Source organism: Coleofasciculus sp. FACHB-1120 (assembly GCF_014698845.1).
In the GTDB taxonomy this organism is placed as follows: Bacteria; Cyanobacteriota; Cyanobacteriia; order Cyanobacteriales; family FACHB-T130; genus FACHB-T130.
This window is the reverse complement of sequence record NZ_JACJTV010000014.1, coordinates 81,685-108,462: the sequence shown is the minus strand read 5'-3', so window position 1 is coordinate 108,462 and position 26,778 is coordinate 81,685. Positions and strand designations below refer to the sequence as shown.

Annotated in this window: 16 protein-coding genes; 7 read left to right on the top strand and 9 right to left on the bottom strand. The window is 46.2% G+C overall.

Annotated features, from left to right (window positions below; genetic code table 11):
* Nucleotides 1–139: 139 nt before the first annotated feature.
* On the bottom strand, nt 140–1,840 hold the full coding sequence (locus H6H02_RS14860) for a SpoIID/LytB domain-containing protein (protein WP_190819007.1): 1,701 nt from the start codon (nt 1,838–1,840) through the stop codon (nt 140–142).
* 218 nt (nt 1,841–2,058) lie between these two features.
* On the opposite strand from H6H02_RS14860, the gene H6H02_RS14855 reads away from it, so the two are divergent.
* The 5 genes from H6H02_RS14855 (at nt 2,059) to H6H02_RS14835 (ending at nt 5,014) form a co-directional block, all read left to right on the top strand.
* Nucleotides 2,059–2,322 carry a sulfiredoxin gene (locus tag H6H02_RS14855; protein WP_190819072.1) on the top strand — a complete coding sequence of 88 codons (264 nt, stop codon included), beginning with the start codon at nt 2,059–2,061 and terminating at the stop codon, nt 2,320–2,322.
* 154 nt (nt 2,323–2,476) lie between these two features.
* Entirely contained in the window at nt 2,477–3,028 is a 552-nt protein-coding gene (dps, locus tag H6H02_RS14850) for a DNA starvation/stationary phase protection protein Dps (protein ID WP_190819005.1), read from the top strand.
* A gap of 91 nt (nt 3,029–3,119) precedes the next feature.
* On the top strand, nt 3,120–3,791 hold the full coding sequence (gene grpE / locus H6H02_RS14845) for a nucleotide exchange factor GrpE (protein WP_347342613.1): 672 nt from the start codon (nt 3,120–3,122) through the stop codon (nt 3,789–3,791).
* 131 nt (nt 3,792–3,922) lie between these two features.
* Nucleotides 3,923–4,465, top strand: a complete 543-nt coding sequence (locus H6H02_RS14840; protein WP_190819003.1) for a Dps family protein — start codon at nt 3,923–3,925, stop codon at nt 4,463–4,465.
* A gap of 60 nt (nt 4,466–4,525) precedes the next feature.
* Nucleotides 4,526–5,014 carry a hypothetical protein gene (locus H6H02_RS14835; RefSeq protein WP_190410456.1) on the top strand — a complete coding sequence of 163 codons (489 nt, stop codon included), beginning with the start codon at nt 4,526–4,528 and terminating at the stop codon, nt 5,012–5,014.
* A gap of 264 nt (nt 5,015–5,278) precedes the next feature.
* Here the strand turns inward: H6H02_RS14835 and H6H02_RS14830 are convergent, their stop codons facing one another.
* The 5 genes from H6H02_RS14830 to H6H02_RS14775 all read right to left on the bottom strand — a co-directional run bounded on the left by H6H02_RS14830 (nt 5,279) and on the right by H6H02_RS14775 (nt 19,122).
* A complete protein-coding gene (locus tag H6H02_RS14830; protein WP_190410455.1) occupies nt 5,279–6,055 on the bottom strand; it encodes a DUF1350 family protein in 777 nt (258 codons plus the stop codon).
* Between the two features lie 508 nt (nt 6,056–6,563).
* Nucleotides 6,564–8,357: a response regulator gene (locus H6H02_RS14825; RefSeq protein WP_190819001.1), complete on the bottom strand. Its 1,794-nt coding sequence runs from the start codon at nt 8,355–8,357 to the stop codon at nt 6,564–6,566.
* Between the two features lie 170 nt (nt 8,358–8,527).
* Nucleotides 8,528–9,601 (bottom strand): PleD family two-component system response regulator, encoded by a 1,074-nt coding sequence (locus H6H02_RS14820; protein WP_190818999.1) that lies wholly within the window; start codon nt 9,599–9,601, stop codon nt 8,528–8,530.
* Nucleotides 9,594–17,945: a PAS domain S-box protein gene (locus H6H02_RS26685; RefSeq protein ID WP_199329191.1), complete on the bottom strand. Its 8,352-nt coding sequence runs from the start codon at nt 17,943–17,945 to the stop codon at nt 9,594–9,596. The genes H6H02_RS14820 and H6H02_RS26685 overlap by 8 nt, the downstream gene beginning before the upstream one ends.
* A 913-nt stretch (nt 17,946–18,858) precedes the next feature.
* A complete protein-coding gene (locus H6H02_RS14775; RefSeq protein WP_190818997.1) occupies nt 18,859–19,122 on the bottom strand; it encodes a hypothetical protein in 264 nt (87 codons plus the stop codon).
* 285 nt (nt 19,123–19,407) lie between these two features.
* Here H6H02_RS14775 and H6H02_RS14770 point away from each other — a divergent pair, with 285 nt between their 5' ends.
* Together H6H02_RS14770 and H6H02_RS14765 are read left to right on the top strand one after the other, a co-directional pair.
* Entirely contained in the window at nt 19,408–21,177 is a 1,770-nt protein-coding gene (locus tag H6H02_RS14770) for a nucleoside transporter C-terminal domain-containing protein (RefSeq protein WP_190818995.1), read from the top strand.
* A 156-nt stretch (nt 21,178–21,333) separates the two neighbouring features.
* A complete protein-coding gene (locus H6H02_RS14765; RefSeq protein ID WP_190818993.1) occupies nt 21,334–21,945 on the top strand; it encodes a DUF3318 domain-containing protein in 612 nt (203 codons plus the stop codon).
* Between the two features lie 3 nt (nt 21,946–21,948).
* Here H6H02_RS14765 and H6H02_RS14760 read toward each other — a convergent pair whose 3' ends face one another.
* The 3 genes from H6H02_RS14760 to H6H02_RS14750 all read right to left on the bottom strand — a co-directional run bounded on the left by H6H02_RS14760 (nt 21,949) and on the right by H6H02_RS14750 (nt 26,595).
* On the bottom strand, nt 21,949–23,721 hold the full coding sequence (locus tag H6H02_RS14760; RefSeq protein WP_190818991.1) for a phospholipid carrier-dependent glycosyltransferase: 1,773 nt from the start codon (nt 23,719–23,721) through the stop codon (nt 21,949–21,951).
* A gap of 89 nt (nt 23,722–23,810) precedes the next feature.
* The gene (locus H6H02_RS14755) at nt 23,811–25,094 is read right to left on the bottom strand and encodes a glycosyltransferase (RefSeq protein ID WP_190818986.1); all 1,284 of its coding nucleotides are present in this window, start codon (nt 25,092–25,094) and stop codon (nt 23,811–23,813) included.
* Between the two features lie 631 nt (nt 25,095–25,725).
* On the bottom strand, nt 25,726–26,595 hold the full coding sequence (locus H6H02_RS14750) for a shikimate dehydrogenase (RefSeq protein ID WP_190819066.1): 870 nt from the start codon (nt 26,593–26,595) through the stop codon (nt 25,726–25,728).
* Between the last annotated feature and the right edge of the window lie 183 nt (nt 26,596–26,778).

Genomic DNA, 26,778 nt, shown 5'->3' with positions numbered 1-26,778 from the left:
CCAGCAACTGACTTGTATGGGCGGGTTGATCGATAGGCTGGACTATTTACGGATATCTGGATTACACCCGCCGCCCCATAACTGACAACTTATAAGCTTTTTAGCAGGGACACTCTCAAGCGTCCCTGCTTGATTGTTTTCAGGAGTTGGGCAACGCTTTTGTGTTTTTATCGGGTCCGAAGGTAATGGACTGGCTAAGAGGCTGAATTTGGGCACCGGGATAGTAGAAGTTGAGAATCTGCTGACTTGACCAACCCGCTTTCGCTAAATTAAATGCGCCGGTTTGACTCATGCCCACACCATGCCCCAATCCGCCTCCAATAAAGGCATAACCTTTTAGGGTTTTGTCTGCGCCATAGATAGGTTGTAGGTAGAAAAGGGTGCTGCGGGGTGGTCGAAAGGCACTGCGGATATCATCTTTGAGGATCTCAACCACGCCGGTATCGGTTTGCACTGCCAGTCGAATAATCCGTCCGGAGGGCGATCGCTCTGCTACCCGCAATTGCTTAATTGCTTTAAAGGGAGTATGGGGAGTCTTTGTCCGCTTAAGATAAAGCTGCAAATCTTGGGTAATCTGAGCGATACTGCTAGCTTTGCTCCAGCGAAACCAATTGCCGCCAGTTTCGTGAAATCCTTGTTTCAGTCTGATAAAGCGCTGGAAATTTTGTTCTTGAGCCAAGGAAAACTGCGACAGGTTCCAAATTGACCCAGAAGAATCCACCACAGCTTGGAGATATGGGCGATCTGAGCCATTCCAGACATCATTAAAGGGCGCACTGATGCCACCGCTGGTACTGGAATAAAGGGCATCCACCAGTTCATTCTGGTAAGTTAGCACTTGACCTTTCGTCGCCGCGATCGCTTTGTCTGTCGTTGGTACGGTGCCGGTGAGGCCCTTGTAAACTTGGCAGTGGGTGTCTGCACACAGTTCGTACCCATCCACCGTAAACCGCCGTAAGTTCCGCAGCGCATAAGTCCGAGCAATCATTGCCTGCGCTTCAGCCGCCGCATAGGGGGCACCCCCATCCAGTTCGTGCGGTACAACGCCCCGCAGATAAGTCTCTAAGGGTACTTGATTGACCAGGGTGTAAGTGCCGTAAGCGTTGGGTTGCAGCCGCAATGAGCCAGCGTAGAGAACGCTATTTTTCCCATTTTTGCCTTTTGTCACCTGGATCGGGTTTTTGCCAGGAATAATCTCTATCTGGTCGCGATCGTACCGGAAACCATTTACCACGAGAGACGCTTTTGGCACTTTCTGCACCACTTCTGTCTCCAAAAACGCAGCGCGATCGCCTTGAGCTTGGAGGTTCTGCAACAGCCAGCGGCGCACTAAAGGCGTTTTGTAAACATCGCGTTTTGCCCACACCTGCCAGCGTTCCGGCTGCGCTACCTCAACCTCAATTCCCTTCGCTTGCCACGCTTTGGCACCGTCTTCAGCCGTCTCAAAACTCCGGTAAATTCCCAGGACAAGCCGTTCCTCTAACACTGGGGCGGGTAGAGGTTGCATGGTTACTTCTAGCTTGGCACTGGGGGTTTGCAGGGTTTGCTGGCGATCGCCTGTATTAAAGCGCAACATCAAGCGATCGCCCGATGTTGCCTGCAACGTCATTTGGTCGGGTTCCTCACCAAATCGCTGCACAACCCCTACTTTCAGTTCCACATCGTTCCCCCTGGGTGCCGGTCCAGACGCCGCTGTGAGTCCAATCAGCCCAAACACCGTCAAAATAGTGCGAGACCAGTGGCTTAACCCTTTTCTCGTCCCAGATGGACGAGTAAATGTCCGACTTTGCGATTTGGTTTTTACCAAAATCTGCCTCAAGGTACATCCTTTTTTTTGCATGGACTATCTGAGGATAGAAGATTTTTCTTCAAACCTGACTCTATATTCAGTCTCAAACTACGCAGGTAGTTGTTCCATCTATTGTGATAGACGCCCGGACGAATCGATCGGGGATAAAGAACAATCTTCAGCTTAATTTAAACTGCTTACTTGTCAAAACGAAGTCATTATGAGTATGATTTAGAGAGAAACAACAGATGGAGACAGCCACTCGTCCTATGGTAAGGGTGCAAGAGATACCCCTGCGAAAGATTCATCGACCTCTGCCGAGACAAACGGATCAAGCCAAAGTAGAGGCTTTAATGGAATCCATTCAACAAATCGGTCAGCAAGAACCTATCGACGTGCTGGAAGTAGATGGAGAATACTATGGTTTCTCCGGCTGTCATCGATTTGAAGCTTGTCAGCGCCTAGGTCAGGAAACGATTTCCTGCCGGATTCGCCGCGCACCGCGCTCTGTTCTCAAAATGCATTTAGCTTGAGACTCAAAACCAAGCTTTCTAGTTCAAAATTCAGCCTGTGCTGCAAATCAGTATCCTTGATCGCGGTTTATCTTGTCCTCAGCGTGCAAAGATAATCTACGAGAGTCGTCTACGTGCTTTTCTATACACTTCCATCTAATAAGGATGAGGGCATATGAGTAGTATCAATCATCATCAACGTCTCTACCCAACTAGCATTGACATCGTCGCAGAAACTCGCTCTAAAGTAATCGAGCTTCTGAACCAAACCGTAGCAACCACTCTTGACCTAAAAACTCAGGTCAAGCAAGCGCACTGGAATGTTAAAGGGATGGACTTCTACCAGTTACACCAACTTTTTGATGAGCTTGCTACTGAGTTGGAAGAATTTACCGACCTGTTTGCCGAAAGAGTCACGGCTCTAGGAGGGTTGGCAATGGGAACGGCTCGGATGGCGGTAGCTGCCTCTATCTTGCCAGAGTATCCGATTGATATCATCGACGGTAAAGACCACATTGTCGCATTGGCAGAACGCTTTGCACCTTATGCCAAGTCGCTGCGCCAAAATATTGATGCTTCAGCCGATTTAGGTGATGCTGATACCGCAGACCTTTACACAGAAGTGTCTCGCGCCATCGATAAGCGGTTGTGGTTCTTAGAAGCGCATCTGCAAACAGGAACGCTAACCTCCGTTGGCACAAGACAAGCAGTTGCCAGCAAACATTAATGCTGACAGCAGGGGCGCACAGCGAGTTGTGTGCCCCTAGGAGCTTTCTACAATTAAAGCGCACCTCCGGGGGCTAACTGAAACAGCAAACGTGGTAAACGAACCAGATTTTGTGCAGCAAGATTTCACCCACCAGTTGCAGCAACTTATGCAACTGGTGGGGATTTCCAGTTATAAAGCCTTGAGTCGGCAAGCTGGAGTTTCAGAACGACAAGTCAAGCGACTCCGACTAGGACAAGTTTCGCAGATGCGAGTAGAAACCCTGATCAAGCTCTCCCAAGCGTTGAAAGTGCCAGTGAGCGAGCTACTGACCACCTTTGGGGATAGTCAACTTCCAGCACTGGGAGAGCAGATAAATCGGGAGCCTGAGTTGGAGTCTTTACAGCAAGAATATCAGCGGCTGCGATCGCTCTTAGAACAGCAGCGAGAGACTTTAATGCAGAAATTCCAGATGTCGAGTCTGCAAGTATTAGAATCTTTTTTGTTGTATTGGCCTACCGCAGCCGCCAGAGCTTTAGAGAATCCTCAGATGGAAGCGGTGAAATTGCTGCCATTAGTCCGACCCGTGCAACAGCTGCTTTCTCAATGGGGAGTCGAAGCGATCGCATCAGTTGGAGCAGAACTTCCTTACGACCCCCAGTTCCATCAACTCATCGAAGGAACTGCTCAACCTGGAGAAAATGTGAAAGTCCGTAATCTTGGCTACCGCCAAGGAGAGAAACTTCTGCACCGCGTTAAAGTCAGTGCTATATCCAAAGCTTGAGCCTACCCATCTGACTACGCTCAAACCCACGCAATATCAAGCGCTCGACTAATCTCCCCTTTGGCTGATGAATCTCCTATGTAGATTTGTTGCACTAGTAAGAGTGATTATCGCTGGAGAACATAACAATTATGCGTCCTTTAAACATAGGTTTAACAGAAGAGCAGCGTCAAGGCGTGACCGATTTATTAAATAAGGATTTGTCGGATGCCTATCTGCTATTGATCAAAACCAAAAAATACCATTGGGATGTCGTCGGGCCTCAGTTCCGCTCTCTGCACCAACTGTGGGAAGAACACTACACCGCGTTGACGGAAAGCATTGATGCGATCGCTGAGCGAGTTCGCGCCTTGGGTGGTTATCCCGTAGGAACTGCGGAAGGCTTCCTAAAGAACGCTTCTATCAAGGAAGATCCGGGTACTCTTCCCAACGCTTTTCACATGGTAGAGAACCTCGTGTCAGATCACGAGCAAGTTATCCGTAATCTCCGTGACCACATCGATCAGTGCGGTGATAACTTCCACGATCAAGGTACAGCGGATTTCCTCACCGGCTTGATGGAACAACATGAGCAAATGGCTTGGATGTTGCGTTCCTTCATCGAAGGTGAATCCATTCAGCCAGACGGCAGACTCTCAGCAGAAGGTTTGAAAGTTCCCGTCAACATGAAGTAATTCATTCGGAAAAGGAGACACTGAGGAGGTAGATTAAGTTCTACCTCCTCAAGTTTTTTTATGCAGCCAGAACTGAGTCCTACTGAAGCAATTAAATTAGCTAAACAAGTAGCTAATTTGCTACCATCACCACCACGAATTTATCAGAATCAGAATGGGTGTGTTCAAGAATGGCCTGATTCCCCTGGTTCGGAAAATATTTTAACTTTACAGTATGTAGGCGGTGTTTGCATTCCAACTGAGTGCTACCCTAAGATAACGCTGCTCACTATTACCTTTGAAGGCGAAGCTGCTAAACAACAAAACGATTCGGTCACTCTAGTTCAAAAATTAAAGAATAGAATTTTTTCCCAAAAAAGCAATTCCTCCGTTCACTTACCTGTGGGAGGGGAAAACATAATATTTGTTTGTAAGTGGGACAGCCCGTATAAAAGAGGGGAGCTTAAACACAGTTGGTGGTTTCATGTTGCTACAGACCACCAAGTTAAGTTTATTCTTGAGTCAGGCGATAATTTAATTTCCTATGATGATGGGCCGCCGCGTTGCTGAAATAAACAATAAAATTAGTAGGAATTTCGCAGCTAGTTGACACTCAAGCAAGAAAAGCACAATCTATTATTGTGCTTTGCTAACAGCAATCCTATTTGAGTTATGAGATGCCAGCGGTGTCAGCTCCCCTACTTCTCTCCCGAAGCCGGGGAGCTTGCCTTTAGAAATCATTTAGGACTGCCATAACACGAGCTTTCTGTCTTACCTTGTTCAGCCTACAGGCAACAGTTACACCCTTGCTGCCACTAAAGATTCAAGTAATTGTTAAGTAGGAGAGAAAGGCTGTAGCCAGCGGAGAATTTCTCGTTTCAACAAATTCAGCTCTTTGTATAGAATTTCTTGCTTCACCCATTGACCAACAGCATCAAACGGTGTGAAGTCCTTTCCCGCTTGCCAATTGACATCTTGACCAAGCGGTGTAATATGACTTCCTGGTAGCATTTGCATTGCTACCATCCCTGAAAAGCGCTTTTGCAATACTTCGGTTAAGCCAGTTGATTGGTCAAGCGTATCGTTAGAGAATTTTATCAGTAAATTGCGCGGGACACTGTATTTATCAGCAATCAACTTGTTAGTTTCTACCGGCGAAGGTGTAAACTCGACATTAAAAGCTGGGCTGAAATTAAACTGCTGCACAAATGGGATGGCTTCGCTTGCAGTGTAGTTATTAAAGGAAATCAGGATATTACCCGCACGTTCGACAGAAAAAAGACTACCAATGAGCAAATGCAGTTTGCAACCCATACTGTGTCCGAGTCCGTAGACTGGGAGATATCGCCGCCGCAATAACGCTTTTGCCCGTAATTGTTCGATGGCGCTATCGAAGCTGAGGAGAACGTTGCCTGCGATCGCGCTATGATCCAGCGTATTCACAAACGGCGTCGCAATCACCGCATAGCCTTGATTCCCCAGTTGTTCTAATAACCAGCGATAAGTGACGTGGGGTGCAGCCGCCACAAATGCACCCCCCAAGAAATGCACAATTCCTACAGGATGTTGGGGAATTAACACCCAGTTCCCGGATATTTCTTTCCAGTCCATGAAGCGATATTTGCGTTGTTAATACTTCTTCATCTTAAAGCTTGCTTGCCGGAGGTGGAGAGCGATCGCTCTTTTGGGGTGTAGCTATTGTATTTTCATCTTGCCAACCATCTAGCTGAAATACCTCAGTCTTTGAATCGCTGATGGCTCAGGGCGACGTTGACCTAAAAAACCTGTAAAAACCTTTGTTGAGGCATTAGAGGCTTTTCTCACAGCGATGTCTTTCCGCGTCGTAGACTGATTGAACCACAATCGTGACATATTTGTTGCTTACTAAGCTGCTTTGGGCTTTGTTTGGGCTTTATATCTGTTTAAGCCTCGTTAGGATAGTCAGATTTCCGGTTTCTACATAAGAATATTTCCAATTCCACAGCGATATTTTTAATTTTTAAAGCTTATTGCTTCGATGAATTTATTCTCTAATCCTATTTAAAACCGCATTTCATCGGTAGATTGCGAATTTCCCTCTGTTGAGAGTGACAGAAGAGCGATATTTAACTGCACCTATTTACACGGGAATTTCAATTGCAAAATCTGCCCCTTGCCCTGGTGAAGAACAACAGGTGAGTTTTCCTCCATGTTTTTGCACCACAATCTGATAGCTAATCGATAATCCCAATCCGGTGCCGCTGCCGACGGGTTTCGTCGTAAAAAAGGGGTCAAATAAACGCGATCGCGCCGACTCTTCTATACCAGGGCCATTATCCGCAATCTGAATCCTTACTGTATTGGCGACCGTTAGCTCTGTACTAATCCGAATTTGCGGAGTTGGGATTGGTTTTTCTTCCTTATTCTCCTGCTTCTCTAAGGCATCAATTGCATTACTCAACAGATGGAAAAAAACCTGATTAAGCTGACTTGCATAACAGGCTATAGGCGGCAAATCATCGTACTCTTTAATTATTTCAATAGCCGGACGGTCTTCGGTTTCCTTCAATCGGTGCTGTAATATCACCAAGGTATTCTCAATCCCCTCATGAATATTGACTGGCTTGAACTGAGCTTCGTCAAGCCTAGAAAAGTTACGCAGGGAAAGTACCAGTTGTTGAATTCGCTCGGCTCCTCTGTGCATCGCATCCATAAGGTTGACTATGTCATTCTTTAAAAAATCTAACTCTATATCTTCAATTATTTCCTGAAGTTTGGGAGTAGGATTAACGTACTCTTCTTGATAAACCTTAATTAACTGTATCAAGTCTTGAATATATTGATTAGCATAAGTGAGATTGCCATAGATGAAACTGACCGGGTTGTTAAGTTCGTGAGCAATTCCTGCCACTAGCTGTCCTAGAGATACCATTTTTTCATTCAAAGTAAGTTCTTGTTCAAGAGCTTTGCGTTGAATCAGCGAACCCAACTGAGTAGCAACAGCATTGACTAGCTCAATCAACCGTGGCTGTTCCTTATGTTTAGCTTTCTTGAAAAAAATTAATACAGCCAACACTTGGTTATTAACGAGAATTGGAACCCCAAAACAGGCTTTTAATCCTACTTCTGAAGCGATTTGGGAGCGTAGAAAAATCTGGTTTTGTTCAATTGAAACATCTTCTATCCACTCAGGTTGTTTTGATGCCCAAATCCGTCCAGCTAGCCCAATATCGGCAGCGAATGTAAATTTTTTACTAGCTTGTCTAAATGCTTTCAGACTTTGAGTGCTAGCATACCAACCCCAACTGCATTCTAGTACCCTAGAACTCTCAGATGGAATCCAGGATTCTCCAAAATCCCAACCGATTGCCTGACAGATGAGGCGCAAGATGGCTTCCAAAGCTGAATGGAAATCCTCAGAGCGACTAATTGCTTGGGTTGCTGCGAGTAAAAGACGAATTTCAACTTCGGCTCGGCGGCGAGATTCAATATGCTGTTGCAGTAGTGTATTTTGCTCAGTAAGCTGTTTATAGAGCCTCTTTTGATTCAGGTGATTCCCAACTCGGACGAGAACTTCCTCTAGTTGGAATGGCTTGGTAATGTAGTCTACTCCCCCCACTTCAAAGGCTTTAACCTTATCTATCGCCTCGGCTAATGCACTAATAAAAACAACTGGAATTTCTGAAGTTTTTTCTGAAGATTTTAGCTTAGAACAAACTTCATATCCATCCATGTCTGGCATCAAAATGTCGAGCAAAATTAAATCGGGAGGAGACATGGAAGCTGCGGTTAAAGCTAGATGCCCGTTAATTGCCTTTCTAACCTGATATCCTTGGTTAGCGAGCATTGTAGATAAAACTCGTAGGTTTTCTGGGGTATCATCAACAATAAGAATGTCTCCTTTGGCTTGGGATGTTTGATAGCTAGTAATCATATTAAGGGTGTATTGCGGTTTTTAATTAGATGAGATGCAACCCAGCTCTAGGTTAAGAGAGTTAAGCAAACTTCACCAAACAAAGGCTGATTTACTTCAATAGAAAACGCTGTAAAACATCTATAATTATTTGTCACATTTGGGTTTGCCATTGAATAACATGACTCAATTTATCTGGTAAGCAAGTTAAGGTTTAGCTCTGAGTCTAATGATTCAAAAGTTTTAAAACTGGAGCGGTTTCTCCCCTGCTCTTTCGCTTCATATAATGCTTTATCAGCCGCAGCAATTAAGGTGGAGGGGTCAGAGTTGTACTGGGGAACTAAGGTGAAAACGCCGAGGCTTAAAGTGACATATTTATTCACAGCAGATTGAGCATGAGCTATTTTAAGATTTAGGACTTCATGCCGCACCGCCTCAGCAACTTTTAGCGCTCCTTCAGCTTTTGTATTCGGTAGAATTACCGCAAATTCTTCACCTCCGTAACGAGCCAATATATCTGCCGGACGCCTAATAGCACGGCTAATCGCTTGAGCCACCTGCTGTAGACAGAAATCTCCGGCTAAATGGCCATAAGTATCATTGTATTTTTTGAAATAATCAATATCCCCTAAAATCAAAGATAAGGGGAATTGCTCTCGTGCCATCCGTTGCCACTCTTTATTGAGAGATTCATTGAACTGACGACGATTAGCAACTCCTGTTAAGCTATCTAAAGAAGCGAGACGCTGTAGCTTGAGATTAGCTTCAACCAAAGCAGATTCAGCTCGTTTGCGTTCTTGAATTTCCTGTTGTAGAGACGCATTCTGCTCGGCAATTTTCTGGGCTTGCTTCTGAAGTTGGAGATACAGATTGCGGATAATTAGTTGATTTTTAACGCGAGCTAAAACTTCGGCTGCCTGAAAGGGTTTGGTAATGTAATCTACCCCTCCAACCTCAAAGGCTTTTACTTTATCAAATACATCATCGAGCGCGCTGATAAAAATTACTGGAATCTCCGCTGTTTGTGGGTGAGCTTTTAGCAAGGAGCAAACTGCATAGCCATCCATTTCTGGCATCAAGATGTCAAGTAAAATCAGAGCGGGGGGAGAATTTTGGGTAACTTTTAAAGCCAGTTGACCGTTAATTGCCCTCCGGACTTGATATCCAGACTCGCTAAGAATAGCGGACAAAACTCGGAGGTTGTCTGGATGATCGTCAACGACGAGGATGTCCCCAAAGGAAGCGGGTACTTGATGGCTATTCATTACTAGATGCTCGGATTAAATCAAAGAGTATATCTAAGCGAAAGTTATTAATCAAATCTGTCAGGGTGTGTGCTAAACTTGCCTCGCTTTCGGGAATTTGGTCGATTAGCTGCAATATTAACTCGTCGTTCGCACAAAGCACCTCTTGTCGGAACTGTGCTATCCACTCAGAAGGCATGACGTTGAGATCCTCTGGTGTTAAGTTTCTCGGTGTTGCTGACTGGGGTGAGCTATCCGGCAAATCCTCTTGATAAAGATAACGGACTCCTAAGTGTTGAGCCATCTTGTCAAATAGCATCGACTCTCGGAAAGGCTTATGTATAAAGTCATCGCAGCCTGCTGTCATAATCTTGGCTCGATCTTCTTCAAAAGCGCTAGCAGTTAAGGCAATAATTTTTGTTGCGTTGGTAGGTGATGAGTTGGCAGGTAAGTTGTTATTCTCTCCAGCTACTGCACTTTGCTGTTCCAAAGCTTTTATTTCTCTAGTTGCTTCGTAGCCGTCCATGACGGGCATTCGCATATCCATCCAGATTAGGTGTGGTTTCCAAGTTGACCACAAAGCGATCGCTTCTTGACCGTTAACTGCTTCTCGCACTTCAAATCCTAACGGTTTAAGTATTTTTAAGAGCAACTGACGGTTCTCTTCGACATCCTCAACAACTAGAATGCGGTACACAGGCTGATTTGGCTCTAACCCAATAACTTCCTGGGTAATCGATAAACTCTTCTCATGCGGTTTAGTAACCTCGCTCGCGACGATATCGAATGTGAAAGTTGTTCCCTGACCGAGTTGACTACTGACCACAATCTCTCCTCCCATCATCTCTAAGAATTGTTGGCTGATGGGTAAGCCCAATCCCGTTCCTTGCATCGATTTGCGGCCTGCTTCTGTTTGTACGAAGGGGTCAAATAAGGTTTCAATTTCATTGGGAGCAATGCCGGGTCCAGTATCTTCAATTTCAAACAACAAATAGGTTTTGGAGCTGAGGTTTTGAAGGTCAGCTTTTTCTGATATCCGACCCTTTTTCACTCGCAATGTGATGTGACCGGAAGCGGTGAACTTTATGGCATTTCCTAAAATGTTAATTAAAACTTGACGCAATTTATTTTCGTCAGTTTGCACGTATTGAGGAATATCTGATGCCCGTTCAAAAGTTAATTGTAAACCTTTGGAAATTGCTTTGAGTTTGAGCATCTGTTCTAGATCGTTCAGTAGCTGATACAGGTCAAAGCGATTTTCATTGAGCGTAGTTTGGCCTGCTTCAATTTTGGCCATTGACAAAATATCGTTGATTAAATTAAGCAAATGTTCGCCACTGCGATTGATGATTTTTAGCTGTTCTTTGTGGTCGGGGGAAACGGAACTACTGCGAACCATCACCTGACTAAAACCGAGAATGGCATTGAGAGGAGTACGCAGTTCGTGGCTCATGTTGGACAAGAAGCGGCTTTTTGCGATGGATGCAGCTTGGGCGGCTTGGAGTGCTTTTTGCAAGGCGGTTTCTGCCTTTCTGCGTTCGCTGACGTCTATGGCATGACCTACGGCACGAATTGCTCGTCCGTTTGCATCTCGCGCGATCGTGCCATAATCTGATAGATAGACGTAGTGGCCATCTCGATGGCGAAGTCGGTATTCCAAAACGAAATAACTTTGAGTTTCATTTGCAAAGGCTTCGGATAGCTGCTGGGAAATTTTGGGGAAATCTTCTGGGTGGACGTGTTCGTTCCACCAGTCAACCTTTGCGTCGGCTTCTTCGGGACGGTATCCAACAAGTTCAAACAGTCCCCGCGTCCGCAGAACGATATTCTGCTTGAAATCCCAGTCGTAGATAAATCCTTTTACTGCCGATGTTGCTAACTGAAAACGCTCGTTGCTTTCTTGCAGCGCTTGCTCAATTTGTTTGCGATCGCTAATATCGAAAGCTAAACCCTGAAGCACTCGAGTCTGTCCCTCAGAGGGAACGACGAGATTGGCTCGATCTCTGAGCCAGAGCGTTTTGCCATTGCGAGTTATCATGCGATACTCGACGCTCAATGGTTCTCCCGTAAAAATCGTGTTTCTGACAGCTTGCAAGACGCGATCGCGATCTTCTGGATGAACATAATCAGCCCAACTATTAAAGAAGCCAGGAGACCATTCTTCCAGAGGAACCTCAAGCAATTGTTGCAGTTGCGGGCTGATGTAACCTTTTTCGGTTGTTGCCTCAAGCGGAGAGATATAAACGACTCCGGGAATTTGTTCGATTAAGGTGCGGTATTTATGCTCGGCTTGTTTGAGCTTTTCTTCTGCAAGTTTGCGATCGCTAATATCTAAAATCACCCCATGCCAAACTTTAGAACCATCTTCGCGGTCTTCGAGTTGAGCTTGGACGCGCAGCCATTTTTGTTTTCCAGAAGGAGCAATATTGCGCCATTCAGTCGTGAGAGGTTGCAGGCTTTGCAGGGAGTAAGAGATTGCTTCTTCAAACCTGGGTCGGTCATCAGGAGAAACTTGGTTCTCGAAAAGATTTCGATCTTCTAGTATCTGCTCCGGCTTGATTTCAAACATTTCTTCGCAACCGGGACTGACATATTCAAACTTTGCCGAACCATCGAGATAGTATCCAAAGGAGTAAAGCGTTCCCGGAATGCTAGCTGTCAGATGTTTGAGCCGACCTTCGCTGAGGCGAAGTGCTTCTTCTGCGCGTTTGCGATCGCTGATATCTTCGACAATGTATGACAATCTCGGACGACCGTTCGGGCCAATTCCGATCGGGCAAACGCTGGCAGAGAGCCATTTTTGCTCGGTTTGAGTCTCGTGAGGATATTCAAAGCGTGCGGCAGTTTGAGTCTGTAAAGCTTCTCGATAGCGATCGATCCACTGCTGTAGGTGTGCTGGTGGCACTCCCATCTCAGTTGCAAACCGATTTTTCATCTGTTCTGGGGTTGTACCGAAGAATCGCGCTGATGTTGGATTATCAGAAAGATGCAGAATATCGTCGTCATACAGCTCGACAATCCCCATCAACATCGAGCCGCTGTCGAAGAAGCTGCGAAGCGTTGATTCGCTTTGTCGCAGTGCTTCTTCTGTTCGTTTCAATTCGGTGAGGTTACGCAGACTCACTACCACACTTAAAACAGTGCCATCTGCCTCTAAATAAGGAGAGTAGGTAGCGCTGAGAAATTTCTCTTCGGTGCTTGAATAGTTAAACCACAGTTCGTATTGGACAGTCTCCCCAGCTAAACATTGGTCTAGTTTGGGTTTGAGTTGAGTTTCAAACAGGTCTTTACCCAAGACTTCACTAACCGTCTGTCCGAGTATTTCTTCCTGAGAGCGCTGATGCCAATTCAGATATGCTTGGTTAACAATTTGGTAGGTATAGTTGCGATCGATTAAACAAATTGCATCAGTAGTAGCGGCAACAATCTTTTCATAGCGTCGCAAGTTTTCTTCAGCAAGTTTGCGCTCGGTAATATCTCGTCCGACCCCTTGAAACTCTACAAGCTGACCATCTTTGTCGAATATTCCTCGGTTGACCCACTGCGTCCAACGCACTTCCTCTCCCTTGGCAATCACTCGATTTTCGATAATGACGACTGGATTATTTACGCTGAGAGTTTTAACCAGTCTGGCTACAAGCTCGCGGTCTTCTTCATATACGCTAGGTTCGTAGCGATTGCCCAAGAGTTCTTCCCGCGTCTTCCCATAAAATCGACAGAAAGCTTCGTTGACAAAGGTCAAGGTTCCATCAGGCAACGAGCGACCAATCAGTTCCGTTTGGTCTTCAAGAATCGCCAGATAACGCGCTTCGCTTTGTTGTAGTGCCTCTTCTGCCTGTTTGCGAGCGGTAATATCAGCGAACGAGCAAACAACGGCGTAGGGGAGGGGTTCGCCTGCGCGAATTAGAGGTCGGGAATTAATGGAAATCCAGGTAAAATTACCATCTGGTTTGTGGACTCCCATCACCACATTAGAGCAAGCTTTGCCCGTTCGCAGCGTCACCATCGCCGGGTGTTCCTCTCCTGGAAAGGGTGAACCATCTTCGCGAACCGCTCGCCAGTTGGGATCGAGGGAAGTTCGCCCCATCATTTGCTTGCGAGACAAACCGAGAATGCTTTTGGCACTAGCGTTACAGGTACGAATCGCACCGTCCGCATCTTGCAAGACAATCCCCTCTGCCATTGCTGCGATTACAGTACGATACCGTTCTTCGCTCTCTTGGAGCGCAGCTTGCGATCGCTTGCGCTCTTCAATTTCCTGCTCTAATTGAGCATTTGTTTGGGTTAGTGCTGCTGTGCGTTCTTGTACCTGAGTTTCTAAAATTTGGTTGTACGCTTCTAAGAGTTGTTCCGATTGCTTGCGCTCCGTAATGTCGGTGATAGTGCCGATGTAACCGATGATGTTTTCATCAACATCTTTTTCCGCGATCGCTTGTCCTAACACCCAGATAACGCTACCATCGGGTCGTTGAAAGCGGTGTTCGCAGTGATAGGGAATGCCTTGCTGTACAAAACTCAACCAAGCACCAATCGTGAGATCGCGATCATCCGGATGTATCGCTGTTGCCCAACCGGCTCCTATCGATTCTCCGAGGGAAAGTCCGATCATTTCAAAACTGCGTTCGTTCCCATACACGCAATTGCCCTGAATATCGGTACGGAATATTCCTACAGGTGCGGTTTTCGCTAAAGTAGCAAAACGCTGTTCGCTTTCCTGTAACGCTTTTTCTGCTAGTTTGCGTTCGGTGATGTCGATAACAATTCCGGTGGCAAACCAGTAATCCTCAGATTTGTGCTTTTTAGCCAGTAAAGTGTTAGATAACCAGCGCCAACTTCCATCTTTATGGCGGAATCGATACTCTGTGGTTATTTGCCGTCCGGCATACAAATCTTCTATTGCTGGCTGAACAATTGTCTCAATATCTTCAGGAGGAATTCTAGATAGCCACAAGCTCGGATCGGCAGCGAATTCTTCTCCTTTGTAGCCAAAAATTTCCTCTCCATTGGGGGAATAGTATACGTATTCCCAAACTCTATCAGGATGAATGTGTGCCGAGGAAATGAAAGCGGCTGTATTATCAAGCACTTCTTTGAGTCTGACTTCCGACGTTTGCAAAGCCGCTTGTGCTTGTTTGAGTTCGCGCAGCGCGGCTTGCCGTTCGGCAATTTCTTGCCGCAATTCTTTATTTGCTGTAGCGAGTAGAGCAGTGCGTTGATTGACTCTAATTTCTAACTCGTCGCGAGCCTGTTTTAGAGCCGCTTCTGCAAGTTTGCGCTCGCTGATATCGCGAGCAACTGCCAAAACCGATTGCACGGAGCCATCGCTGCCCAATTCAGGAACTACGCGGGAAGCATAATAAGTTAGCCCTGCAAGCGATGGAATTTCGTATTCAATGTTTTGCTCGCCACCCGTTTCAAATACTTGCTCAAGGGTTGTTCGCCAAAGATTAACCAATGCTTCGGATGCACCCAATTCCTTAATAGTTTTACCGATAAACGCGGCAGGAGGAATCCCCAATTGTCCTTCAACTATGGGGTTGATATAGAGATAGCGACATTCCCGATTCAACCGCATGATAATGTCGGGCGCATTTTCTACTAAAGCGCGGAACTCTTGTTCTCGCTGTTGCACGGCTGCTTCTGCTTTTTTGCGCTCGGTAATATCGAGTCCTATTCCCCCAACTAACACTTGACCGGATGAACTTGGCAACGGAAACTTGTACACTACAAACTCGCCAACAGTGCCATCTGCAAGTGAACCTAGCTCAATTGCTTCGAGAGCTTGATTAGTTTCTATAACTTTGCGAATATTGTTTAAATATTCCTGACTGAATTTTTGTGGATGGATGGAGATATCTATTTTGCCCACTGACTCTTTTGCTACGTTGAATATGCGGCAATAGGCTTGGCTACAGTACAGAAGTTTCCCCTCTCCATCTGTAATCCAAGCAGGGGCGGGACTGTTATCCATAAATGCCTGGAAGCGGGCTTCACTTTCTTTTAAGGCTGTTTCTGCCTGTTTGCGATCGCTAATGTCGCGCAGAAAAACCGTAAAAACTTTTTCTCCTGTTAATTCCAATTGAGAAATCGAGGCTTCAGCCGGAAATTCCGTGCCATCTTTACGGCGACCGACAATCTCGCCGCGCCTACCCATCTTCCTTGCTGTTTGGGCGGATTGGGCAAATCGATCTACGTGCTGGCGATGACTTATCGCAAAGCGTTCTGGCAAAAGTCGGTCGAGAGTCTGACCGAGCATTTCCTCGGACGTATAGCCAAAAATCCGTTCGGCTCCTTGGTTGTATAGGGTAATGCGTTGGCTGGAATCTACTGAGATAATGGCTTCGTCGGCAATGTCTAGAACCCCAGAAAGACGGGCTTGAGAGGCTCGCAGTGCTTCCTCTGCGCGATAGCGATCGCTGACATCGCGGGCGCAGGCAAAATTGTATTCCTTTCCGTTAAATTCCAGATAATTTAGCGTAATTTCAACGGGGATAACACCGCCACCCCTTGTATATTGTTGAGAAGTAAACGAAAGTGTTTTTTGCTCTTTAAGTTCTTGCCAATGCTGCGGCCACACCTCCATCGGAAAATTGGGATCGGTATCCCATACGTGCATTGATAGCAACTCTTCGCGAGAATATCCCCTTTGCTTGCACGCTGTTTCATTTACCCGTAAAATTCTGCCATTGCGATCAATCCAGGCAAGGGCGAGAGAGGAACGTTCGAGCGAAAAATCAGCCAGTTGCAGTTTTTCTTCTATTTGCTTGCGTTCGGTAATATCTTCAAATAGATAAAGTCGTCCGAAATAGCGATCGCTATCGTCGCGAATTTGTGTCGAAAAACGACGAATCGTGCGCCCATCGCGAAAAGGAATTTCATCTTCAACAACGGCTCGATTTTCTTCACTTTGCAACGGTTTGCAGGATTCGGCAAAAGCCGGAACATCTACAAGTACGGGCAGGCAGTGAGGAACGATATCGTTGTTTTTCAGTTGACCCCGCTGCATCTGTTCTTCTAGGTGTTCGATACCCCAGATATTGCAGAAGCGGTGATTGAAGTAGAGAATGGCATCGCTACGGTTATCTACAACAAAAAAAGCGAGTGGCGAAGCATCAGTCATTGAGCGCAGCAAGGTTTCTTTGCAGCGCAGCTCTGCTTCAGCCTCCTTGCTTTCTGTAATATCGGTAGAAGAACCGACCATTCTAATCGCATTGCCGCCGTCATCCCAGAGTGCCTGACCGCGATCGAGAATCCATTTATAAGTCCCGTCTTTACATAAAATGCGGTGTTCAGTTTCGTAAAAAGGTGTTTTTTTAGCAAAGTGATTTTCGATTGTTTCCATCACCCAGGCAAGATCGTCTAGATGGACTCGTTTAGCCCACTCATCTAGATGGTGAGAAATTTCGCAGTCTTGATAACCCAGTATTTCTTTCCATCGCACTGAGAAAAAGACTTCATTCGTTCTGACATTCCAATCCCAAATTCCATCTTTGTTACCCTGCAACGCTAACTGCCAGCGTTCTTCACTTTCTTTCAAAGCGTTTTCAACCCGCTTGCGCTCCGTGATATCCATGCTGACGCCGAGTAAGCGAGTTCGTTCATCGCGCTCTACTAAAGGCGTTAAGGTGGTGAGAAAGCAACAAATCTGTTCTTCAAAAGGCAGATTTTCCTCATAAGAGATTGTTTGACCTTGCTGCAAACAGTCATGGTAGTGCGCCCGAATCGTAGCAGCTGTCTCGATGTCCCACAGTTCGTCCAGCCGTTTACCAATCCAGTGCTCGACCAAAGTTCCACTTGAAGCTTCAACGGCTCGATTCATGCTGACAACTTGAAATTCGCCATCCTCAAGCTGTTCCACCACCCAAAGGTGGTCTGCCACTGAGTTATAAATGTTGCTTAAGAACTGCTCCCGCTCTTGAAGACTTGCTTCTACCTTGATACGCTCTCTAATTTCCTGCTCTAGTTTTCGATTAGCTGCCTCCAACTGTGCGGGACTGGGAAGGGCTAATGCTTTTGGGATTAACGGCACCAGAGCTATCGCTGTCACCACTGAAACCAATGCGGTGATGGCTTTGAGGCAGCCACTCAGCCAATAGGTAGGATGCCAAAGCGTCCAAATCTCCATCAGGTGCGTAGTACCACAAGCGACGATGAAGCTGCTAAATAGCAGAAACATCCAAGGGTAGGGCAAATCTTGTCGCTTGCGAACAAAATAGAGCAGCGTTATCGGGATTGAATAATAAGCCAGGGCAATCAGCAAGTCGGAAACGATATGAAGACTCACCAATCCTGGTTTCCAGAGATAGCAATGCCCATGGGGGATAAACGGTGCTACAGCAAAAAGGTTTTTCCAAAACTCCAGCATCTTCGTCTCTCACTATTCACATCATCGGTCAAGTAAAAGCTGAATTATAACCATCCTGACAAAAAGCTAACCTTAGCAAAAGTATTTTTTGAGCCAAATCCGACTGCTTTTTTGTAAGCTGGAATCGCCTCAGCAAGTTTGTTCTAGTCACTCAGATTAATATTCCATTCCATGTAAAAACGGGGAATATAGTAGACAGCGAGGATTAAGAATGCCGTTGCAGTCAGAAAAAAAGTTAATAAATAACTGTTAATCGTTAATCTGAGACAATACTTTCTTCCGGATGATGCTATGCAAACGCATTATTATCTTCAATTTAAAACTTTAGATAGAGGAATTTGCCCCTAGCTTACTCAAGCAAATATACCTTTGACAAGGTGCTTCTAAGCTATAGCTTTTCCCAAGGATATTTGCATTTTGCCCAGTCTGAGAGGACAACGCCTCTCCTAAACCACACTCTGACAGATTTGTGTTATTAAAATAACTCTAGCTACCTAGCAATTAATAGTTAGGGAAATAGTGAATTATGTCAGGAATTATTACATCTGTATACGAAAACTGGGGTTTTACGCTTATGAATCCGGTGCACCTAACACAATCTTGCGATAAGCCTAAAGGCTTCGCTTCGCTAACGCGCTGACAACCAGAGAGAGCGATCGCGGTTTTGATAGATGTAGGGGCGAAGCATTCGGGCGATAACTGGACGGAATAAACCCAAATTTCTGTATCCGAATGCTTTGCCCTCAAGGTGTGCAGACAAACCCTAATATTTCTGTACAAATGTTAACGGCGATCGCGGGACAGGGCGAAGCATTCGGATAGGTAAATCTCGGTTAAGTGTCATAAGTTATCCCCCGAATGCTTCGCCCCTACAGTTGAAAAAGATGCGATCGCGCCTCTGCTTCCTAAAGCATCACTCGTCAATCGTTGGAGGTTCGCGTTTTACCAAATCGGAGGGAGGGCGATCGTTACTCCATGCCCACCACACACAACCGCACTGGCACTGATAAAACTCCTGCCATTTTCGGCGATAGTCTTCTGTCATTACAGGCGATCGCCGGTTGAGCCAAACCTGTTGCGCTTCCCTGGAGGAAGCCCGACAGTTAGGACAGCAAAACTCGCGGGCGTGAGTAGCAGATTCGATCCATTGGGGAGGAACTGAGTCAAAAGCTTCCATGTATTGAATTTGCTGATAGTTAACTGCCCAAGAGCAGCATTAACAAGTTGGGACGGCTCTAGTCAAGTTGTTTCCCTGTCTTTAGGATATTCTTAAGTTTGAATAAGATACAGGCTTCTGTGCCTATTTTAAAGCTGTAGTAGTACTGAAGCACCTCATTTTCGGCTATTGTCTTGGGTGTCCCGTGTCATCCCTCGTAAGACGGGGATAAAGCCGAAAAACGCGCTCATTTGTAGGGGACGGCAAACTGGGAAGTACTCTGTCAACAAGTAAGGACTCTGGCCCATGTCTCATCCTTGGTATCTTAACGTTATCTCTTTTCTGGGCATTTTTGGTTTATGCGCGATCGCGTGGTTGTTTTCGGAGCACAAACGAGTCATCCCCTGGCGTGTCATTATCTGGGGCATTGGCTTACAGTTAGTTTTGGCTTTTTTGGTGTTTCAGTTCCCGCCGACACGCACAGCTTTAGAATGGTTTAGTAACTTACTAAATGGCGTTTTTGAAGCTGCTGACTTTGGGGCACGATTTGTATTTGGCGGAAATATAGTACCTAAGGGAAATCCACCAGTTCCAGTTGGAATTCCACCCGTCAATCTTGGCTATATTTTTGCTTTTCGCGCCTTACCGACGGTGATTTTTTTCTCCGGACTGATGGCACTTCTCTACAATATTGGTGTCATTCAAATTATCACCGAGATTTTTGCTAAATTATTTTATTGGACAATGCGCTTGAGCGGAGCGGAAGCCTTAAGCGGTGCTGCTAATATTTTTGTAGGCATTGAGGCAGCGATTGTCGTTAAGCCGTATCTGCCGAAAATGACCCGTTCGGAACTAGCAGCAATTCTAGCTTGTTGTTTTGGCACTGCTGCTTCCTCAACTTTGGCAATTTACGTTAGTTTCCTCAAACCTGTTTTTCCGAATATTCTAGGACATTTAGTATCGGCATCTATTATTGCTATTCCCGCTTGTTTTGTAATCTCAAAAATTTTAGTACCGGAAACAGGAGTTCCTGTAACGCTTGGTGGCATTCCTAGCGAGAAACAAGCCAAAGAGTTTGAGCAAAATGAGTTTGAGGAATACGAGAATCAGGACAAGCCGAAACAGGAAACAGTGGGTGGAGAACCTATCGAGCGAGTCAGCCCCTTAGATGCAGCGATTGTCGGCTCTTTAGATGGAGTGAAAATGGCAGTCGCGATCGCTGCCGTACTGATTCTAATTTTGGGTTTGGTTTCTTTAATCAATCAATTTTTTGGTTGGTTGGCAGGTTTACCCGGCGGATTGGGTGACTTCTTTAAAATTGTTACCTTGCAAAATATTGAAGGAGCCTTATTTTATCCGCTGACTATTTTAACAGGCGTTCCCTTGAGCGAATCTTGGGAAGCATCTGTAATCATTGGGCGCAGATTATTAGAAACGGCAATTCCTCCTTATCAAGCATTGGCAGAAGCTGCCCAAAGACCAGTGAATCCCCTAAGCGATCGCACTGTCTTAATCGTCAGTTATGCCCTCTCTGGATTTGCCCATCTTGCTTCAGTCGGTATTTTTGTGGGTGGCACTATTGCCTTAATTCCTTCTCGGCGCAAAGATATCTCCGAACTCGGTTGGAAAGCTTTGTTTGCCGGAACTCTGGGGACATTAATGATTGCCTGTCTTGCAGGTGTGTTTGACACTGGAGATCCCAGCATTTTGGGTGTACAAGGAACTCCGGCTTCTATCACCGCCCCAGCTGCCAGCCCAACGCTGTCTCCCGTTCCCGGTGCGACGGTTTCCCCTGTACCAACGTCAACACCCGTCAACCCAGCCATAACGCCCTTACCAGCTACGACGATTTCACCCGAACCAACGGCAACACCTGGTAATCCAGCCGTAGCGCCCTCACCAGCGACTCGCCTGCAAGCGCCCGCCACGAAACCTCCGGCGACACCCAGAACGACAACAACACCCAAGGCGATCCCATCCCCTCGTCCTCCAGCAACGCCCAGAGCCACCACCCCGCCAAAGCAAGCTCCTCAACCCAAGCCTACGGCTTCAGCCGTTCCGTCTCCTTCCCCCTAAAACGGCGGATTGTGGATTTATTTCAATTCCTGGGTAGGGACATGACAGTAGGAGCCTGCCCCTACTTTTACCAGTTATTTCGTCCACATTCCTTAGAATAGTTTTGAGTGAGTAGAGCGATCGCATCTTTACCTGAGTTGCCCCAAGCCATCCAAGATGAATCCAGAGCCTGAAATTCGCCGCTTATTAGATGTCATGCCTGCATCTGGTCGAATGCTGACAAAAGTGGTCAGCAAACCAGAGCAATCGCAGGTGATTGATAGCCCGTTTCCGCTACCTTGGGCACAAGATCGACCGATTTATATCAATTTTGATTTGTGGCGTCGGTTATCTCAGCCGCAGCGAGATTTACTGATTTTACGCACAGTTGCTTGGCTGACTGGGATCAAGTGGTTTAAACCCGACCTTTATCAAGGCGTCGTGATGGCTGGGGCAATCGGAGCAATTGTGCAGCTTGTCCAAGGAGATGCCGTGGGTGTTGTCGTGGCTAGCGGATTAAGCGGACTGGCAGCAACTCAAATTTGGCGAAATACTCGCACTTCTCAGTCTCAACTAGATGCAGATGAAGCGGCAATCAAAGTAGCGATTCGACGCGGTTACACGGAAGCTGAAGCTGCCCAGCAATTGTTATCTGCAATTGAAGCGGTCGGTAAAATCGAAGGTCGCCCTAGTTTGAATTTTACAGAGCTAATTCGCTCTCAAAATTTAAGAGCGATCGCGGGTTTATCGTCGCTGAGCGTTCCAGAAAGTGTCAAAAAAAGCGGTTAAATTTTAACGATAGGGACAGTGATAAAGTTTAGCTTCGTATCCATCCACTGAGGGAAAGTCGGCATCAGCAACACACTTATTTAACTCTATTGGCTCTATTGGGGCGTGGAAATTCAATAGCAAAACATCTAGAGGTCGCGGTAAAGTCGCCAAGGTTTTTTGCAGTGCCACCGTTGAAGTTTGAGGATTTTGGTCTTGATGAGCTAGGAGAAATTGGGTTCGCCTTGTTTGTTCCTCCTCCTGTTTGAGTTCCCACGCGATTCCCATCATTTCCCCAGTTTGCACATGGGTTTTGTGAGTTGTGGCAATTAGAACTGGCACCAGCTCAGATGTAGACAAGTAATCTAGCGGATATAGAATTGGTGACACTAACAGATCGGGGCGATAGTATTTCTGATAGCCCAAATTGCAGGCTACGGTTAGTCCGCTCAAAAGTCCCATTAGAAAAATAATCACAACGACTTTTTTGCCAGATGTTTGGAGAAAAAGTTTTGCATCTTGAATTTTGGCTTTTGAGCCGGGATTATTGCTGGCTAGGACTGACTCTTTTAAGGTAGTTTCTTCAGCCCTTACAGCATTCCAACAGACAGCAAGGCTAGCTCCTAAGATAACGATGACTGCTGGAAAATAGACAAAGTTATACCTTGCCCCACGAGTTAAATCAATTCCGAGGAAGTAGGTAAAGACAAAAAACAGTGCGATCGCACTCCAGACGAAACCCTCAAACAGTTGGGTTGTCAAACCCGCCTCTTGGCGCTGAAATTTCAGGCCTCGATAGAGGATGGGTAGCGACCAAAGAAAGAAAATCAGCATTACAGGGCCACACAGAATCACCACGATTAAATCGGGTGATTCTACTGGTAATAGGGCGATCATCGTAATCCAAGCCGCGATCGCTTGAAATATAGGGCTAAGCCATGCCAAACCGACGCGATCACCTTGAATCCATTCGGTTAGCTTTCCCCCATAACTGTTTTGTAAAAATACTGGCACCCACACTAATCCCCCCGCCAGCGTCCCAGCCGCAACCGGCAGCAATGAGAGCAAGGACTTGATAGTGGGAAATTTAAAATTATTCTGAGTCCGCCTTTGTTGCCACAGAAGGACAATCAACGCCAGCCCTTGGGCACCCAAAGTGAGGACGAAAAAATAATGACTGGAAATTCCTAAAGTATTAATACTTACCCAGAGGAGTACGAGCCAAATGGGCAGAGGTGCCTGACGCTGAAGGTGTCGTGCAGCAACTAGCAGACAGGTTAGAGAAGCAATGACCCATAGGATTGCCAAAGTGTAATGACGAGCTTCTTGCGCTAGAAAGATGGCGTAGGGCGAAACTGCCATCATCGCTGCTGCCATGTGTCCTACCAACCGAGAACGAAACGCAAACCAGCCAAATGCATACATTGCAGGGATAGAGACGACGCCGAAAAGGGCAGCAAGCGATCGCGCCCCCCACAGCGAAACCAACCCCCCATCTGGCGGAAATAGTTTCAACCACAGGTGAGTTAGCACAAAGTAGAGTGGGGGATGGTTACTTTCAGTGACTAAGTGATGAATGACATCTTGGATTCCTGCTGCTGGGTTTGGTTGCAAAGGTTGCAGAAGAGTATCGAGTGCGATCGCTTGGTCTAGGGGAACGCCGCGAAAACTATTGCCCAAGCTGAAAACCAGCGTCGAAAATTCATCTGTCCAAGGCGACTTGCCAGCCAAATTTAGCAAGCGCAAGCCAGTCCCAACTCCTATCCACACTAAAAGTAGCAACCAGTTATTAATCATTAGTCAATAGTTATCGGTGAAGAGTTATTGGTCAAGAGCCATGAATGGACTCACGACAATAACTCAGGACTAATGACTAAAGACTCAGACTACTTGGTTTCCGTCACCCGCCAGCTGAGCTTTAGATTGATCCAGAAATTCCACAGAGTCACCGCAGCGATCGCAATCAGCTTGGCAACATATTGATTAACGCCCAGCACATTGAACAGCAAATTCAGGATCAAAAGGTTTAATACCAGCCCACTCAGACAAACTAGATTAAATTTCAACAGCCGCTTGAAGCGCTTGCTCCATCCCTGTTGGCGACTGGAAATGTCAGCAAAAGTCCAGCTGTCATTCCACAAGAAATTATTGATAATTGCCACTTCCGAAGCCAACGCTGCACTGGTCGTCAGTCCCAATCCCACTTGGGTACGCAGCAAATAAAACATTGCCATATCTACAAATACGCCGCTGAAACCGACTGCACCAAATCGGAAAAACCGACCAATCGGCCAGCGGGAAAGACGCAACCTCAGTAAATGCCGCAGATAATCTACATATTGTTTTGCAGAAACCTTACTTTCCCCCGCTTGGCGTTCTTGAAACACGTAGCCTGCTTCAGCAATCCAACGGATATCGCCCCGACCCAGCACTTCAATCAAAATCTTGTAACCCACCGGACTCAGTGTTTTTCCCACCAAGCACTCGCGGCGTACCAAAAAGTAACCACTCATCGGATCGGACACACGACCCACGACCCCAGGCAACAGTATTAACCCCAACATCTGGGCACCACGGGATAACACTCTACGGACAATACTCCAGTCGCTGACGCCGCCACCTTCCACATGACGACTAGCCGCCGCCAAATCTGCGCCTCGATCCATTTTCGCCAACAGCTGCAATAACAACTCTGGTGGATGCTGGAGATCGGCATCAATGACACCTAATATCTCTCCCCGCGCTGCCTGCCAGCCACGAATTACTGCTGTCGAAAGTCCCCGTTCTTCAACCCGCCGCATTACTCGCAGATGCGGATACTCCAACATCAGAACCTGAGCGATTTCCCAGGTTCCATCCGGGCTATTATCATCGACCACAATCAGCTCATAGTTATTCGGGATAGCTCCATCCAACAGCTCAGTCAGTAACCGAACAATCTCCCGGATGTTGTCACCTTCGTTATAGGTCGGCACCACTAAAGAAAAGCGGAGCAGGCGCGTCTGCGCGTACCCGCGTTCGTCCCCTAGCGCCTGAGAAGTCTTAGAGCCTGCTAAAGCCTTAGAAAAACCCAATTCAGAGATTTGCAATGATTCTGATGGAACCCGCAACAGGGGTGGCAACCCAGGAACCGTAGGATTGTTTTTAATATCTTTGCGGCTTTCCACCATATATTTTTAATTCTCTCCAAAGTTAATAAATCAAATACTGGAAGCTCCAGTTAAAACCTGAGCGATGTTCTCGGATCAGCCAGTCCAAACTTCTCGGAAGCCTGAACCCTCTCATCTTGAGATCCGTAAAAATTAGCGGTTTTTGTAAAGTAAGCAATTTTACGGTTTTAGAGCTGTTCCATAGTACGCACTAAGTACTAAGTACCACATCAGTACGGCAGTATCTTTACGTAATCTTTAAATTAACAAGTAGATTTACAGGTCAACCTGTAAAGATTGAGTGAAATGATATCTAAGCTACCGCAAATATTACAGGATTGATGTAAAAGAGCGATCGGTTTTCTTCAGTAAAACTCGCAAGAGATTACCGTTGTACCTAGAAAAAACATTTTAATAAATTGTAATATATAAGTAAAAATTCGCAGAAAAAAGCCTGCCGATACAATCGCTTGACTTGAATATCCGTAAATTTGCTCAGAGTTGCATCTCTTTTCAGGTTACGCTAATGTGCAACTTTTTCTTAGCCCCCTTTTTCCAGGAAGTTAGGAAATCGAAATGTCAAGCAAATTTTGTCAATATCCTCCACTCCCCAACCCATTAAGGGAGAAATCCCAAAACTTGCATGCTGGGTTTAATTTTTGATTTTTAATTGTTTTTGTAGAGATTGGCGCATCACGTCCACTGGCGGCTCGGCGTTTAACCAGATTTTCAAGGCGGCGGCTCCTTGCTGAACGAGCATTTCCAGTCCATTAACCATCACCGCGCCTTGTTTTTGGGCTTGTTGCAGGAACCGGGTAGGGTGGGGTTTGTAAATCAGATCGTAAGCGATCGCGCCTTCTGGCAAATTGGCGATCGCTTCGGCATTTAAAGGAGATTCGTCAACCTTCGGGTACATCCCAACGGGTGTTGTATTGACTAACAAAGATGCTTGAGAAATCAGACTCGGTAGTTCTCCCCAAGAATGGGTGCTAATTTCTACTGGTAAGGATGAATTGCGCCAGCTATTTTGAAAGGCGGTTAAATTCTCCCAGTTTCGCCCAACAACATGGATTTGGGCACAACCCAGTTTTTTGCAACCGGCAACTACCGCCCGCGCCGCACCGCCATTGCCTAAAATGACCGCGACACTTTGGCTCCAATCGCTATTGTTAGCTTCCAGGGGGGCGAGGAAGCCCGTCACATCCGTATTCGTGCCCACCCATCCCCTATCCGTCTTGGTAACGGTGTTGACGGCTCCTATCGCTTGGGCAATATCTGATACTTCTGATAGCAGGGGGATAATTGCCTGTTTGTGGGGAATAGTAACGCTAAAGCCTACAAAATTATCCATTGCGGCCAAACCCGGGATCGCTTTCTCTAAATCTTCCGGCGCGACCGACAAAGGTACATAAACGTAATCTAATCCTAAATGAGCGATCGCCGCATTGTGCATCACCGGCGATAGGGAATGCCCGATGGGATGACCAATCACCCCTAAAAGTTTGGTTGTACCTTGAATCATCTGCATTTGGAAAAGTTGGTAATAAGCATCGCTTCTTACTACCATAAGGCTATCGGAAATCTTGTTACCAACCAATTAATCGCTAGTTGTCCCAGGGGATGAAAAAATCATGGCGTTGCTGAAAGAGTAATGAATTCCAGCAGGAAGAGGGACTGTCCAATCCTTCAAATAATGCAGCCGAAA

Excerpts from the sequence above, each read along its gene's own strand:
- H6H02_RS14860 (WP_190819007.1), bottom strand. The coding sequence starts at position 1,840 with ATGCAAAAAAAAGGATGTACCTTGAGGCAGATTTTGGTAAAAACCAAA.
- H6H02_RS14855 (WP_190819072.1), top strand. The coding sequence starts at position 2,059 with ATGGTAAGGGTGCAAGAGATACCCCTGCGAAAGATTCATCGACCTCTG.
- dps (WP_190819005.1), top strand. The coding sequence starts at position 2,477 with ATGAGTAGTATCAATCATCATCAACGTCTCTACCCAACTAGCATTGAC.
- H6H02_RS14840 (WP_190819003.1), top strand. The coding sequence starts at position 3,923 with ATGCGTCCTTTAAACATAGGTTTAACAGAAGAGCAGCGTCAAGGCGTG.
- H6H02_RS14835 (WP_190410456.1), top strand. The coding sequence starts at position 4,526 with ATGCAGCCAGAACTGAGTCCTACTGAAGCAATTAAATTAGCTAAACAA.
- H6H02_RS14830 (WP_190410455.1), bottom strand. The coding sequence starts at position 6,055 with ATGGACTGGAAAGAAATATCCGGGAACTGGGTGTTAATTCCCCAACAT.
- H6H02_RS14825 (WP_190819001.1), bottom strand. The coding sequence starts at position 8,357 with ATGATTACTAGCTATCAAACATCCCAAGCCAAAGGAGACATTCTTATT.
- H6H02_RS14820 (WP_190818999.1), bottom strand. The coding sequence starts at position 9,601 with ATGAATAGCCATCAAGTACCCGCTTCCTTTGGGGACATCCTCGTCGTT.
- H6H02_RS26685 (WP_199329191.1), bottom strand. The coding sequence starts at position 17,945 with ATGCTGGAGTTTTGGAAAAACCTTTTTGCTGTAGCACCGTTTATCCCC.
- H6H02_RS14775 (WP_190818997.1), bottom strand. The coding sequence starts at position 19,122 with ATGGAAGCTTTTGACTCAGTTCCTCCCCAATGGATCGAATCTGCTACT.
- H6H02_RS14770 (WP_190818995.1), top strand. The coding sequence starts at position 19,408 with ATGTCTCATCCTTGGTATCTTAACGTTATCTCTTTTCTGGGCATTTTT.
- H6H02_RS14765 (WP_190818993.1), top strand. The coding sequence starts at position 21,334 with ATGAATCCAGAGCCTGAAATTCGCCGCTTATTAGATGTCATGCCTGCA.
- H6H02_RS14760 (WP_190818991.1), bottom strand. The coding sequence starts at position 23,721 with ATGATTAATAACTGGTTGCTACTTTTAGTGTGGATAGGAGTTGGGACT.
- H6H02_RS14755 (WP_190818986.1), bottom strand. The coding sequence starts at position 25,094 with ATGGTGGAAAGCCGCAAAGATATTAAAAACAATCCTACGGTTCCTGGG.
- H6H02_RS14750 (WP_190819066.1), bottom strand. The coding sequence starts at position 26,595 with ATGATTCAAGGTACAACCAAACTTTTAGGGGTGATTGGTCATCCCATC.